Consider the following 13,208-nt stretch of genomic DNA (forward strand, 5'->3'; position numbering starts at 1 on the left):
AGACGGAGAGGCCGGTCCCGTTGTGTCCCCGGCGGTCAGACCGGCAGCAGTCGGCCGATCAGCCCGCTGAGCTGCCGTACGTTGCGGCACTCGTGCATCTCGACGAGCTCGGCGTACTCGGGCGCCGCCGAGTCGCCCGTACCCCACTGGGAGAGCGGCTCGGGGTTCAACCAGTAGACGCGGCGGGCCCGTTCGGAGAACCGCCGGACGGCCGGCAGATTCGGGTCGCCCATGTTCGTCCGGGCGTCGCCGAGGACGAACACGGTCGTGCGCGGTCCCACCGCGTCGACGTACCGCTCGGCGAACTCGCCGAACGCGACGCCGTAGTCGCTGCTGCCGTGCCAGCCCGTCAGCGTCGACTCGGAGCGGATGCGGGCACCCAGCCCCTCCGGATCGGCCCTGCCGTGCACGAGCAGGCCGGTCACCTCGTCGATCCGGTTGACGAAGGCGAACACCCGCACCTTGCTGAACTGGTCGTGCAGCGCCTGCACCAACAGCATCGTGAAGTCCGAGAAGCCCGCCACCGAGCCCGACACATCGCACAGCAGCACCAGTTCGGGCCGGACGGGGCGGCGCCTGCGCAGCACCGGCTTCATGGGCACCCCGCCGGTGGACAGTGAACCGCGCAGGGTCCGCCGCAGGTCGATGGTGCCGCGCGCGGCCCGGCGGCGGCGTGCGGCGAGCCGGGTGGCCAGCTTGCGCGCCAGCGGCTGCACCGTCCTGCGCAGCTCGGCGAGCCGGTCCCGCCCCGCGAACAGGAAGTCGACCCGGTCGGCGGTCGGGGCCACCGCATGCCGCGCCAACTCGTCCCGGCCGCGCCGCTCGGCGACCCGGCGCCGCGCCTCCGTGGCGACCAGCGCGCGGAACACCTCGATACGCCGCCGGATCTCGTCCTCCAGCAGCCGGTCGGCGAACCCCGCCGCTCCCTCCTGCCGTGCCCGGACGCTGTCACGGACGCGCGCCATCAGTGTCTGCGGGCGGAGCCGGTCGAGCGTCTGGTACGACGACCAGCCGTCCGACCCCGGCGAGGAACCGTAGCCCCCGAAGCCGTCCACCGCCTCGATCGCCAGCCGCTCCAGCGTCTCGCGGTCGCCGGCGGCGAGAGCGGCCGCGAGCCGCTCGCGCAGCTCCTCCCGGTCGGCGGCGGGAGTGTCGCTCTCCTGCCCCTCGGACATCGGCGCCCCGACGAGACGCGGGAAGTACAGGTCGAAGACGGGGTCGAACACCCGGCGCTGCCCCGTGCTGTGCAACAGGGTGGCGGCGAGGCCCTCACGCAGCAGTTCCCGGTCGGTCAGGCCGAGCGCCGCCACCGCCTGCGCGGCGTCCACCGTCTCGCCGGTACCGATCCGCACGCCATGCGCGCGCAACGCGCCGACCAGTCCCGTCAGCCGCTCGGCGACGCCCGTCGGCGCGTTCACATGGCGTCCAGGTCGAGCTTGGCGGCCGCCTTGAGGATGTCGTCCTGATGCTTGAGGAGCACGCCGAGACTGTCACGTACGACGGTCCCGTCGAGGGTCTCGGCGCCCAGCGCGAGCAGGGTGCGCGCCCAGTCGATCGTCTCGGCGACCGAGGGGACCTTCCGCAGGTCCATCTCGCGCAGTGCGCCGACCACCCGCACGACCGACTCCGTCAGCGCCGCGTCCAGACCTGGCACCTTCAGCCGTACGATGCGACGCTCCAGCTCCTCCTCCGGGAAGCCGATGTGGAGGAAGAGGCAACGGCGGCGCAGCGCCTCCGACAGCTCACGGCTCGCGTTCGAGGTGAGGACCACGAAGGGCCGGCTGGTCGCGCTGATCGTGCCGAGCTCCGGGACGGTGACCTGGAAGTCGCTGAGCACTTCCAGCAACAGTCCCTCCACCTCGACGTCGGCCTTGTCGGTCTCGTCGATCAGCAGCACCTTGGGATCGTCGCCGCGGATGGCGGTCAACAGGGGGCGCGCCAGCAGGAACTCCTCGCTGAAGATGTCCGTGCGCGCCTCGTCCCACGTCTCGTCGCGGCCCGCGCTGATGCGCAGCAGCTGCTTGGCGTGGTTCCACTCGTACAGCGCCCGGGACTCGTCGACGCCCTCGTAGCACTGAAGCCGGACCAGTCGCGCCCCGGCCACCTGGGCGACGGCCTTGGCGAGTTCGGTCTTGCCGACCCCGGCGGGGCCCTCCACCAGGAGCGGCTTGCCCAGGCGGTCGGCCAGGAAGACCGTGGTCGCGACCGCGGGCGAGGCCAGATAGCCGGTCTCGGCGAGACGCGCGGAGACATCGTCGACGGATGTGAACAGCAACGGGGCCTCCAGCGCGGCACGGCGGGGTGGGACACAGGGTCCGAACGTCACTATCCAAGCGCTTGTTCAGTCGCTGTGTCACGTGTGATTGCGCCCACGCGGCCTGGGGAGACCGATCGGTTTCCTTGCCTCGTCCCGCACGGTAGCCTGCCTTTATGGCCACTACAGACAAGGCGTCCACGAGGGACCGGTTGCTGGACGCGGCGGCCGACCTCGTCTACCGCGAGGGCGTATCCGTCGGCATCGAGGCGCTGTGCCGGTCGGCCGGTGTCTCGAAGCGGTCGATGTACCAGCTCTTCGAGAGCAAGGACGACGTCCTCGCGGCGAGCCTGGAACGGCGGATTCCGCTGTACGAGAAGCAGCTCGCGCCGGATCCGCAGGACGCCGGGACACCGCGCGAGCGCATCCTGGGCATCTTCGAACGGGTGGAGGCGGCCTCGGTGCGGCCCGAGTACCGCGGCTGCCCGTTCCTCGCCGCGCTCGTCGAACTCAAGGACCCCGGGCACCCGGCGTCGGTGGTCGCGGGCGGCGCGAAGGGGCGTATGAAAGAGGTGTTCCGTGCGCAGGCCGAGCAGGGTGGTGCGCGTGATCCCGAGCTTCTCGCCCGGCAGTTGATGCTGGTGTTCGACGGCGCGAGCGCCCGGGCCGGTGCCGGGATCGAGACGCTGGAAGGGCTGACCACGACGACGGTGTCGACGCTGCTGGATGCGGGCGGGGTGAAGTAGGCGGGACCTTCAGGCGCTGGGTGCGGTGCCGGGGAACGGCCGGCGGAGCCTGTGGGCGACGTGGGAGAGGGTGTCGTCGGGCAGGAGGGTGTACAGCAGGCTCAGCGGGGCGGTCAGCAGCCAGGGCACCACGGAGGCCATGGAGGCGTCCGGGTGGTCGACGAAGAGGGCGTCGAAGAGGAAGTAGCCGGTCGTGGCGGTGACGGCGGCCAGGTAGACACGGGAGAGCCGGTTGTCCGTGGCCCGGGTGAGCGCGGTACGGGTGCGGCGCGAGATGTTCATGACGTCCTCCGTCGGGCGAAGCCGGTGGCGTGGTCCGCCTCTGCGCGTGGGTGCCGCAGGGGCGTGGACATCACGAGGGCGGCTGCGTCCGCGAGCGGGCATGAGGACGACTGCTCATCCGATCCGACCGATCCACTCACGTGGCATACGGGTGTCACGGCTGCGGTCCGTTCTGACAGGGCACCGGCGCCGGGGCCGGGACCAGGGACGGCCGGCGCGCGGCGGGGACCGGCAGGTGCCCGTGGACCGGCACCGCAGCCGGCCATGACAGGGCGATGGAACCCCAGGTCAGGCCCCCGCCGAAGGCGGTGAGCAGGCTGCGCTCGCCGGGCCGTACGAGGCCACGTGCGGCGGTGTCCGCGAGGGCGAGGGGGATGGAGGCGGCGGCGGTGTTGCCGACCTCCGCGATGTTCCCGAAGCGGTGCGGGGCGCCGATGCCGAGCCGGTCGCCCACGGCGTCGAGGATCCGCTGGTTGGCCTGATGGCCGACGAAGGCACGCACCGACATCGGCGACCAGCCGGCCCGCTCCAGCACGAGCCGCGAGGAGGCGGTCATCCGGTGCACCGCGTGCCGGTACACCGTACGGCCCTGCATCCGGAAGTACCGTTGCGAGCGCGGGAGTTCGCCGTCGGCACGGGGACGGCGGGAGCCACCCGCGGCCACCGTGATCAGTTCGCAGCCCGAGCCGTCACTGCCGAGGTCGACGGCGCGCAGCGCACCCGACTCGGTGGCCCCGCCCTCGCGCAGCACGACCGCCCCGGCCCCGTCGCCGAAGATCACCGCGGTGTCCCGGTCGAGCGGGTCGATGATCGACGTGTACACCTCCGCGCCGATCACGAGCGGGCGGGCGCAGGTCCCGGACGCCATCAGGGATCTCGCCACCGTGAGCGCGTACACGAATCCCGAGCAGACCGCCGAGACGTCCATCGCCGGTACCTCACCGAGCCCCAGGCGATGCGCCACCTCGGGCGCCGTCGCCGGGCAGGGACGGTCCGGGGTCGTCGTCGCCAGCAGGACGAAGTCGGCGCCGTGCCCCGCGGAGTCCAGCGCGGCCTGTCCCGCGGCCACCGCGAGATCACTGGTACTGGTGCCCGGCTCCACGATCCGGCGCCGTGCGATGCCGGTACGGGAACGGATCCAGGCGTCCGAGGTGTCCAGCCGGACCGTCAGGTCGTCATTGCCGACGACACGCTCCGGCAGGCACGTGCCGATTCCACCGACCACAGCAGCTGACATCACAACCACCTTTCCCCGCGTCAGCTGCCGGTCGGCAGCATGGTGCTCACCTAACCCGTTGTGGATCAACAGGGACAAGTGCGCTCAGGGGGCGCGCACTTCGGCAAAGAAGCACTCCGCCGTCGTGCCGCGCATCCGATGGACGGAATGCGGAACGTCTGGCTCCGGGCGCCTGCCGAACACCTCACCCGCCCACCGGACGAGGTGTTTGGCGTGGGTGCGCGGCGACCGCCGGGCGATGTCAGTGCCCCGGTCCATACTCGGTCCCGCGGAGTCACTCGGGCTGCGCGCCGAAGGAGGGGGCCGACATGGCTGAAGTACTGCTGTTCCACCACGCGCACGGACTGACGTCCGGTGTGCACGCGTTCGCCGAGTCGCTCAGGGGAGCCGGACACGCCGTCCACGTGCCGGACCTGTACGAAGGACTGGTCTTCGAGAACCTGGAAGAGGGCGGCGCGCACGCCCAGGGCATCGGGTTCGGCACCCTTGTCGAGCGCGGCAGGGCCGCCGCGGCCGAGCTGCCCGCCGAGCTGGTGTACGCCGGTTTCTCGCTGGGCGTCCTGCCGGCGCAGTACCTCGCCCAGACCCGGACCGGCGCGAAGGGCGCGCTGCTGTTCCACTCCTGCGTCCCGGCCTCGGAGTTCGGCGGCGACTGGCCGCGGCAGGTCCCGGTCCAGATCCACGGCATGGAGGCGGACGAGTACTTCGTCGACGAGGGCGACCTCGACGCGGCCCGCGCCCTCGTCGAATCGGCCCCCGACGCCGCCGAGCTGTTCCTCTACCCCGGCAAGCAGCACCTGTTCGCCGACAACAGCCTGCCCTCGTACGACGAGCACGCCGCCACCCTGCTCACCCGGCGCGTGCTCGCCCTCCTCGACGGCATCGAGTAGGGGCCCGCCCATGGCAGCGGCACAGCACGGTCCGCACCGGTGGTCGGCGGGGGAGTACGACAGCGACCACACGGACGCGTTCCGCGGTGCGCGCTTCGCGGTCGCCGACCTCACCGCGACGACGTTCGTCGACTGCGGCCTGAGCCGGGTCAGGATCGTCGACTCGTGGCTCGTCGACGTCGAGACGTCCGGTCACGTCAGCAACTTCGTCGTCAACGGCGTCGACGTCACCGCGTTCGTGGCCGCCGAGCTGGACCGACGACACCCCGAGCGCGTGCAGCTGCGGGGCATGCGGACGGCCGACGACCACCGCGCGATGTGGGACACGATCGACCGGCTCTGGTCGGACGCGGTCGCCCGCGCCGAGCGGCTGCCCGAAGAGGCCCGCCACCAACGGGTCTCGACGAGCGGTCGTTCGTCGAGACCCTGTGCCACCTCGTCTTCGTCACCGACGCCTGGGCGCTTCGTACGGTCCTCGACGAACCGCTGCCGTACCACCCGCCCGGCGTCCCCCGGACCGCGTATCCGCGCGCGGACACGGCCGCCCTCGGCATCGACCTGGCCGCGCGTCCGTCGTTCGCGGAGGTGATGTCGGCGCGCGTCGACCGCATGGCGCTGATACGCGGCCTGGCCGACGCTCTCACCGACGCCGAGCTCGAACGGCCGTGTGCGCGGACGCCCGCGCCCGGCCACCCCGAGGAGACACGCACGATCGGCAGCTGCCTGGAGGTGGTGAGGGACGAGGAGCGCGCGCACCTCCGCTTCGCGGTGCGTGACCTGGCGGCGCTGGAGGCTGGGGGGTCGGGACCTGCCCTGACCGGCTCGCGAGCGGGGCGGGACCGGCTCACGCGTCCAGCCCACCCCGCTCGACGAGCTGGCGCACGATCACGTTCCGCTGGATCTCGTTGGTGCCCTCGCCGACGATCATCAGCGGGGCGTCCCGGAAGTAGCGCTCCACGTCGAACTCGGTCGAGTAGCCGTAACCCCCGTGGATGCGCACGGCGTTGAGGGCGATCTGCATGGCGGTCTCGGAGGCGAACAGCTTGGCCATGCCCGCCTCCATGTCCACGCGCCGGCCGGCGTCGGCCTCGCGTGCGGCATGCAGGGTGAGGTGGCGCGCGGCGGAGAGGGACGTGGCCATGTCCGCGAGGTAGTTGCCGATCGACTGGTGCCGCCAGATGGGCTTGCCGAAGGACTCCCGTTCCTGTGCGTACGCGAGCGAGTCCTCCAGGGCCGCCCGGCCGACGCCGAGGGCGCGGGCGGCGACCTGGAGCCGCCCGGTCTCCAGCCCCTTCATCATCTGGGCGAACCCCTGGCCCTCGACTCCGCCCAGGACGGCGTCGGCCGGCGCGTGGTGGTCCTCGAAAGTCAACTCGCAGCTCTCCACGCCCTTGTAGCCGAGCTTCGGAAGATCGCGGGAGACGGTGAGCCCGGGGCCGTGCTCGACCAGGAGGACGGAGATGCCCCGGTGGGCGGGAGTGGCGTCCGGATCGGTCTTGCACAGCAGGGCGATCAGCCCGGACCGCCGCGAGTTGGTGATCCACGTCTTCGAGCCGTTGACCACATAGCCGTCCGCGGTCCTGCGGGCGAGAGTGCGCATCGCCTGGAGGTCGGACCCGCCGCCGGGTTCGGTCAGCGCCATCGTCGCCCGGACCTCGCCGGTTGCCAGCCGCGGCAGCCAGCGGCGCTGCTGCTCCGCGGTGCCGAAGCGCAGCAGCAGCTTGGCCACCACGGTGTGGCCGCCCATCGCGCCTGCCAGGCTCATCCAGCCGCGGGCGAGCTCCTCCGTCACGAGCACATAACAGGAGGTGGAGACGGGGGTGCCGCTGTACTCCTCGGGGACGGCGAGCCCGAAGATCCCGAGCTTCTTCATCCGTTCGATCAGGGCTTCGGGATAGGTGTTGGCGTGTTCGAGTTCCCGGACGACCGGCTTGACGTTCTTGTCGACGAACTCGCGCACGGTGGCGACGACGAGCCGCTCGTCCTCGGACAGGACGTCGAGAGTGCTCATGCTGTGCGGCTCCTTGGGGGACGGGCGCGGAAGGGGGGAGGGGAGAAGCGCAGGGCCGGGATTCAGACGATGCCGTCGGCCCGGAGGGCGGCGATGTCGGCCGCGCTGTGTCCCAGCGCGGCCAGGATCGTGTCGGTGTGCTCGCCGACGGCGGGAACGGCGTCCATACGGGGAGTGACCCCGGCCAGGTCGACGGGCGGCAGCAGCGCGGGCACGGGCCCCGCGCCCCCGGGCAGTCGGACGTCCTGCCAGCGGTGGCGCTCCTCGAGTACGGAGTGGGTGAGGAACTCCTCGACCGTGTTCACACCGGAGTTGGCGATCCCCGCCGCGTCCAGCAGCTTCATCGCCTCCTGACTGTCCAGCGCGCGGAACCGCGCGGCCACGATCGCGTTCAGCTCCTCCCGGTGGGACACGCGGTCCGAGCCGGTGGCGAAACGCGGGTCGTCGACGAGGTCCGGGCGCCTGAGGAACCGCCCGCACAGCGCGGCCCATTCGCGCTCGTTCTGGATCGAGAAGAGCACGTCCTTGCCGTCGGCCGCGGGGTAGGCGCCGTACGGGGCGATGGTGGCGTGCTGGGTGCCGAGCCGTGGCGGCTGGGTGCCGCCGTGGCGCGTGTAGTACGCCGGCTGCCCCATCCACTCCGCCAGCGCCTCGAACAGCGAGACCTCCACCGCGCGGGCGACTCCCGTGGTGGCGCGCGTGAACAGGGCGGTGAGGACGCCCGAGTAGGCGTACATCCCGGCCGCGATGTCGGCGATCGACACCCCGGTCCTGGCGGACCCGTGCTCGTTCCCCGTCAGGGAGACCAGCCCGGTCTGGCACTGCACGAGCAGGTCGTACGCCTTGCGATCGGCCCAGGGCCCGCTGGTCCCGTATCCGGAGATGGTGCACGGGATCAAGGACGGGTACCGCTCCCGCAACGCCGGGCCGTCCAGCCCGAGCCGGGTGGCCGCGCCCGGCGCCAGGTTCTGTACGAAGACGTCGGCACCGGCGAGCAGTCGCTCCAGGACGTCCCGGCCCCGGGCCGACTTCAGGTCCAGGGTCAGGGACTCCTTGGAGCGGTTGAGCCATACGAAGTAGCTGGACTCGCCGTGCACGGTGGTGTCGTAGCGACGGGCGAAGTCGCCGCCTCCCGGGCGTTCCACCTTGATCACCCGGGCGCCGAGATCGGCCAGCTGACGGGTGGCGTAGGGCGCCGCCACGGCCTGTTCGACGCTGACGACGGTGATGCCGGAGAGCGGAAGCGCTTCGGAGAGCTCGGTCATGGGGCGACCTCCAGAGGCTGGCCGGGAGACCGCGGCGACGCGGCCGTGATGCCAACATGGTCGCTCATGGAGGCCTCGGTGAAAGAGCAAGCCTCGATGGCCCCTACCGGAGACGAATGCGGACACGGATGCACGGGCGGCAGCGGTGGACGTGAAGCAGCTCAAGGCGCTCGTGACCGTCGCCGAGGCCGGCAGCGTCACGCGGGCGGCGGAACCGCTGCACCTGGTCCAGCCCGCATGCCCTGGCGGGTGCGCTCGAACAGGGCGACGCCGAGTTCCTCCTCCAGCGTGCGGATCCGCCGGGTGACCGACGGGGCGTACTCCACCGGCCGTCGAGGCCGTCGCCCGCGAGCTGACCCGCCAGGTCCGCACGGCCGTCCACGAGGGCAGCCGGCCCACCGCGCAACTGCACGCGCAGGGCGCGGCGACCGAGGGGGAGCGAGACGAGCGAGCCGGGGGAGCCGGCAGCGCCGAGCGGGCCGACGAGGCCGAGCGGGCTCTCATACCGCCGGGCTGTGGAGGCATCAGAACCTTCTCTTGCCCCACGTCGCCCATCAGCGCACATGATGGAGGAATGCAGCGCACCCCAGGCCCGCTCCGGTCCTCCGTGGAGTCGTGGGCCCCCGAGGCGGTGACCGACGTGGACGACCTGCACGCCGCCCCCGTCGCCGCGCTGTCGGCCCTCCTGGACGAGCCCGCACCCGTCGCCACCACCGGCGACCCCCTGCCGCCCCTGTGGCACTGGCTCTACTTCCTGCGCTGGCCGGCCCAGCGGGACCTCGGAGCTGACGGCCACCCCCGGCACGGGCACTTCCTCCCGCCGGTCCCCGACCGGCAGCGGATGGTCGCCGGAGGGCGGTGCACGATCGACGAGCCGTTGCGCCTCGGCGAGCGCGCCGAGCGCGTCAGCAGCCTGGGGGCCGTGACCACCAAGCGGGGCAGGAGCGGCGAACTCCTCTTCGTGACCCAGTGCCACGAACTCCGCCAGCGCGGCCGTACCTGTCTCGTCGAGGAACAGGACATCGTCTACCGTTCCGGCCGCACCTCGACCCCCCGCACCAGGGCGGCGCCCGACCCCTCCGCGACTCCCCGGCCGGACGGCCCCTGGCAGCTTCCCCTGCACCCCGACCCGCCCCTGCTGTTCCGGTTCAGCGCGCTCACCGCGAACGCCCACCGCATCCACTACGACACGCCGTACGCCCGGGACGTCGAGGGCTATCCCGGGCTCGTCGTGCACGGACCGCTCCTGGCCCTCCTGATGCTGGAACTGGTCCGCCGCGACGCCCCCTCCCGGCAGGTCCTCTCCCTGTCCTACCGGCTGCGCAGCCCCGTCTTCGCCGACGAACACCTGCTGGCCCGCGGGACACCCCACGAGGACCGCGCCGACCTGGCCGTCGCCACTCAGCGGGATCCCGCGCACGCCACGGCCGAGGTGACCTTCACGGAGCGCTGAGCCCTCGGGTAACCCGATCAGGGTGTGGCTGGCCCTCGTGGGCGAGCCCAATACTCGGCGCATGGACGGAAAACGACAGCTGGGTGAGTTCCTGCGGGCGCGCCGCTCGCAGCTGCGGCCCGAGGACCTCGGTGTGGTGACGTACGGCGAACGCCGTCGCGTGCCGGGGCTGCGGCGCGAGGAACTGGCCCGGCTCGCCGGGGTGAGCGAGTCGTACTACGCGCGGCTGGAGCAGGGGCAGTCCCAGGCCTCCCCGGACGTCCTGGACGCGATCGCCCAGGCACTGCGGCTGAGCGCGGCCGAACGACGGCACCTGCGGGAGCTGTCGGCCGCCGCCCGGCGCCGGCCCCGGACGCGCCGCCCGGCGCCGGAACGGGTCTCACCCGCGGTCGCCCAACTCCTGGGCGTGCTCTCGGAGGTGCCCGTGGTGGTGACGGGCCGGTACAGCGACGTACTGGCGTGGAACCGCGCCGGGCACGCGCTGTACGCCGGACACCTGGACCCGGACGGCCCGGACCGGCCGGCCGACCGTCCCAACATGGCCCGGCTGGTGTTCCGCGACGCCCACACCCGCGATCTGTACGCGGACTGGCCGGCCAAGGCCAGAGCCGTCGTGGGCACGTTGCGCCTGGCGTCGGGGCAGTACCCCGACGACCCGGCACTCGCCTCCCTCGTCGGTGAACTGACCCTCAACAGCACCGAGTTCGCGGCGATGTGGGCCGACCACCGGGTCAAGACCAGCGACGTCGCGGTCTACGCGATGCGGCATCCGCTGGTCGGCGCCATGGACGTCACCCAGCAGACGCTGCACACCGAACAGGGACAGTACGTCGTCGTCGCGACCACCCAGGCCGACTCGCCGTCCCGGGCCGCCATGACCCTCCTCATCCACAGCACGGCGGCGGCCGGCCCGTCCGCCGTGCGCCCGAAAACCATCGCGAAGGAAACAGCGAAAGAAGCATGAGAAACAAACTGACCGCACGGAAACTGACCGCATTCGCCTACACGGTCACGGCCGCCGGAATGACCGCCGTGACCGCCCTCACCGCATCCCCCGCGGCGGCCTCCACCGGGCCGCTCGCCAAGCCCCGTATCGCCGCGCACTTCGACCTGGCACGGGGGCAGATGCCCGAGAACATCGCGCTGGAGCCCGACGGTACGGCCGACGTCACCTTCGCTGCCGCCCGGCAGGTGGCCGCCGTCAGCACGGCGGGCGCCACCCGCGTCCTGGCCACCCTGCCGGCCCCGGCCGACGGCGGAGTGCACACCCCGGTCCTCGGCTTCGCCCTGACCACCGGTATCGCCCGGGCCCACGACGGCACGCTGTACTTCCTCTACGCCACCGGCACTTCGGACCTGACCGGCCTGTGGCGACTGCGCCCGGGTGGCACCCCGCAGCGCATCGCCGCCCTCCCCGCGGACGGCCTGCCCAACGGACTGGTGCTGGACGAACACCGCGGCAGGCTCTACGTCGCCGACTCCGTGCTGGGGAAGATCTACACCGTCCCCACGAAGGGCTCGCCCGGCAGCGAACCGGCCACCTGGTCCGCCGCCCCGGAACTCGCCGCGGCCGGCTTCCTCGGCGTCAACGGTCTGAAGATCCACGACGACGCGCTGTGGGCGACCAACCTCGACCGGGGCACCGTGCTGCGCATCGCGTTCGGCCCGGGCGGCGGCCCCGGACCCGTCCGGATCCGGGCGACGGATCTCACCGGCATCGACGACTTCGCCTTCACCGGCCGCGGCGACGAGATCCTGGCCGCGCTCAACGGCCCCAACACGGTCGTACGCATACGCCGCGACGGCACCTCGTCGACCGTACTCACCGCCGCCGACGGCCTGCAGAACCCGACCTCCGTCGCGCTGCGCCACGGCACGCTCTACGTGCTCAGCGCCGCCTACACCACGGCCACCGACCCCAACCTCCTGCTGGGCCCCGCGTCGATCGGAAGGAGCCGGAAGTAGTTCGTCCCCCCCCGACAAGCTCCCCGGGACTACCGCTCGTCGTCGAAGGTCACGACGACCTTCTCCGCCGCACCCGGCGTCAGCGCGAGCTCGAACGCGTGCTTGGCGTCGCCGAAGGGAACGCGGTGGCTGATGAGCTCGGCGAAGCGCTCGTGGTGCTCGACGAGTTCGGGAGTGACCTCGAAGATCTCGGTGGGGTAGCCCTGCGAGGCGATGAGCGTCAGCTCACTGCGGAGCATCCCGCCGAGATCGACCGCGTCGGACTTCTTCTGCACGGCCACCATGACCAGCTTGGCTCCCCACTTCGCCGACTCGACCGTGGTGTTGATGACGGCGGCGACACCGGCCGCGTCGATGTAGATGTCGGTGTCGGGACGGGGCTGCCCGAGCGCGTTCGCGGCCTGGCCGTGCAGTTCGGTCAGCCGCTCGGTGACGTTCTCCTCGGCGGAGTTGATGACGGCGTCGGCACCCACGGCGAGCGCGGTCTCCAGGCGCTCGGGGATGACGTCCGCGACCGTGACGTGCCGGACGCCCCGAAGCTTCAGCCAGATCGCCGCACCGAGACCGATCGGCCCGGCACCGAAGATCACGACCTTGTCGGCCGGCTCGGCCCCGGACCGGTTGACGCAGTGGCGCGCGACGGCCATGGGCTCGTTGAGGGCCGCGACGTCGAAGGGAACGGTCCCGGGGAAGACGGCGACACTCTTGCCGATCTCGGCGTTCTCGATGAGGAGGTACTCGGCGAGGGCGCCGAACCTGCCGCCGCAGCCGATGATGCCGGAGGGGGCGGCCTGGGGGTTGACCACCACACGGTCGCCCACCTTCAGGCCCTCGACCTCGGCGCCGACCTCGACGATCTCACCCGCGGGCTCGTGCCCGAGCGGGATGGAGACCATGGAGCCGTCGGGGCCGAAGGGCGCGCCGCCGATGTGCAGGAAGAAGGTGTCGGTTCCACAGATGCCACAGGCGCGGATGCGCATGAGGACGTCCTTGGGACCAGGTACCGGGCGCTCGACCTCGACGATGTCGATGGCGTTGACGGGGCCGGTCTGTACGGACTTCATGGTGGCCATGGAGGGATTCGCTTTCAGGAGACGCTGTGGCA

General features: G+C 72.0%; 13 protein-coding genes and 1 pseudogene. 6 read left to right on the forward strand and 8 right to left on the reverse strand.

All coding sequences use genetic code 11. From position 1 onward, the window contains the following. Positions 1–35: 35 nt before the first annotated feature. Complete coding sequence (locus ACIRA5_RS15680; protein ID WP_403691079.1) at positions 36–1,418, reverse strand: VWA domain-containing protein; 1,383 nt, start codon at positions 1,416–1,418, stop codon at positions 36–38. Next, positions 1,415–2,272 carry a MoxR family ATPase gene (locus ACIRA5_RS15685; protein ID WP_352044880.1) on the reverse strand — a complete coding sequence of 286 codons (858 nt, stop codon included), beginning with the start codon at positions 2,270–2,272 and terminating at the stop codon, positions 1,415–1,417. Before ACIRA5_RS15685 ends, ACIRA5_RS15680 begins: the two co-directional genes overlap by 4 nt. A 158-nt stretch (positions 2,273–2,430) precedes the next feature. Between ACIRA5_RS15685 and ACIRA5_RS15690 the strand changes: the two genes are divergently transcribed. Continuing rightward, the gene (locus ACIRA5_RS15690) at positions 2,431–3,000 is read left to right on the forward strand and encodes a TetR/AcrR family transcriptional regulator (RefSeq protein ID WP_403691081.1); all 570 of its coding nucleotides are present in this window, start codon (positions 2,431–2,433) and stop codon (positions 2,998–3,000) included. Between the two features lie 9 nt (positions 3,001–3,009). On the opposite strand, the gene ACIRA5_RS15695 is transcribed toward ACIRA5_RS15690, so the two are convergent. After that, positions 3,010–3,282: an SCO4225 family membrane protein gene (locus tag ACIRA5_RS15695; protein ID WP_403691082.1), complete on the reverse strand. Its 273-nt coding sequence runs from the start codon at positions 3,280–3,282 to the stop codon at positions 3,010–3,012. 154 nt (positions 3,283–3,436) lie between these two features. Further along, positions 3,437–4,519, reverse strand: coding sequence for a beta-ketoacyl-ACP synthase III (locus ACIRA5_RS15700; protein ID WP_403691083.1), 1,083 nt, complete (start codon positions 4,517–4,519; stop codon positions 3,437–3,439). Between the two features lie 308 nt (positions 4,520–4,827). Here ACIRA5_RS15700 and ACIRA5_RS15705 point away from each other — a divergent pair, with 308 nt between their 5' ends. Together ACIRA5_RS15705 and ACIRA5_RS15710 are read left to right on the forward strand one after the other, a co-directional pair. Continuing rightward, a complete protein-coding gene (locus tag ACIRA5_RS15705) occupies positions 4,828–5,409 on the forward strand; it encodes a dienelactone hydrolase family protein (protein WP_403691085.1) in 582 nt (193 codons plus the stop codon). A 318-nt stretch (positions 5,410–5,727) separates the two neighbouring features. Beyond that, positions 5,728–6,114, forward strand: a pseudogene (locus ACIRA5_RS15710) (DinB family protein); the annotation flags it as partial. Between the two features lie 139 nt (positions 6,115–6,253). Here ACIRA5_RS15710 and ACIRA5_RS15715 read toward each other — a convergent pair. From ACIRA5_RS15715 to ACIRA5_RS15725, 3 genes are all read right to left on the reverse strand, one after another. After that, positions 6,254–7,420, reverse strand: a complete 1,167-nt coding sequence (locus tag ACIRA5_RS15715; protein ID WP_403691087.1) for an acyl-CoA dehydrogenase family protein — start codon at positions 7,418–7,420, stop codon at positions 6,254–6,256. 62 nt (positions 7,421–7,482) lie between these two features. Beyond that, positions 7,483–8,685 carry a CaiB/BaiF CoA transferase family protein gene (locus tag ACIRA5_RS15720; protein WP_403691088.1) on the reverse strand — a complete coding sequence of 401 codons (1,203 nt, stop codon included), beginning with the start codon at positions 8,683–8,685 and terminating at the stop codon, positions 7,483–7,485. Positions 8,686–8,882: 197 nt separating this feature from the next. Next, positions 8,883–9,011 carry a LysR family transcriptional regulator gene (locus ACIRA5_RS15725; RefSeq protein WP_403691090.1) on the reverse strand — a complete coding sequence of 43 codons (129 nt, stop codon included), beginning with the start codon at positions 9,009–9,011 and terminating at the stop codon, positions 8,883–8,885. A 248-nt stretch (positions 9,012–9,259) separates the two neighbouring features. Between ACIRA5_RS15725 and ACIRA5_RS15730 the strand changes: the two genes are divergently transcribed. From ACIRA5_RS15730 to ACIRA5_RS15740, 3 genes are all read left to right on the forward strand, one after another. Beyond that, on the forward strand, positions 9,260–10,138 hold the full coding sequence (locus ACIRA5_RS15730) for a hypothetical protein (protein WP_403691092.1): 879 nt from the start codon (positions 9,260–9,262) through the stop codon (positions 10,136–10,138). A 61-nt stretch (positions 10,139–10,199) separates the two neighbouring features. Further along, the gene (locus ACIRA5_RS15735; protein WP_403691093.1) at positions 10,200–11,102 is read left to right on the forward strand and encodes a helix-turn-helix domain-containing protein; all 903 of its coding nucleotides are present in this window, start codon (positions 10,200–10,202) and stop codon (positions 11,100–11,102) included. Further along, positions 11,099–12,103, forward strand: a complete 1,005-nt coding sequence (locus ACIRA5_RS15740; RefSeq protein WP_403691094.1) for a hypothetical protein — start codon at positions 11,099–11,101, stop codon at positions 12,101–12,103. Before ACIRA5_RS15735 ends, ACIRA5_RS15740 begins: the two co-directional genes overlap by 4 nt. 29 nt (positions 12,104–12,132) lie before the next feature. Here ACIRA5_RS15740 and ACIRA5_RS15745 read toward each other — a convergent pair whose 3' ends face one another. After that, positions 12,133–13,176: a zinc-binding dehydrogenase gene (locus ACIRA5_RS15745; protein ID WP_403691095.1), complete on the reverse strand. Its 1,044-nt coding sequence runs from the start codon at positions 13,174–13,176 to the stop codon at positions 12,133–12,135. Positions 13,177–13,208 lie beyond the last annotated feature (32 nt).

The organism is Streptomyces sp. NPDC096311, assembly GCF_044763085.1.
In the GTDB taxonomy this organism is placed as follows: domain Bacteria; phylum Actinomycetota; class Actinomycetes; order Streptomycetales; family Streptomycetaceae; genus Streptomyces.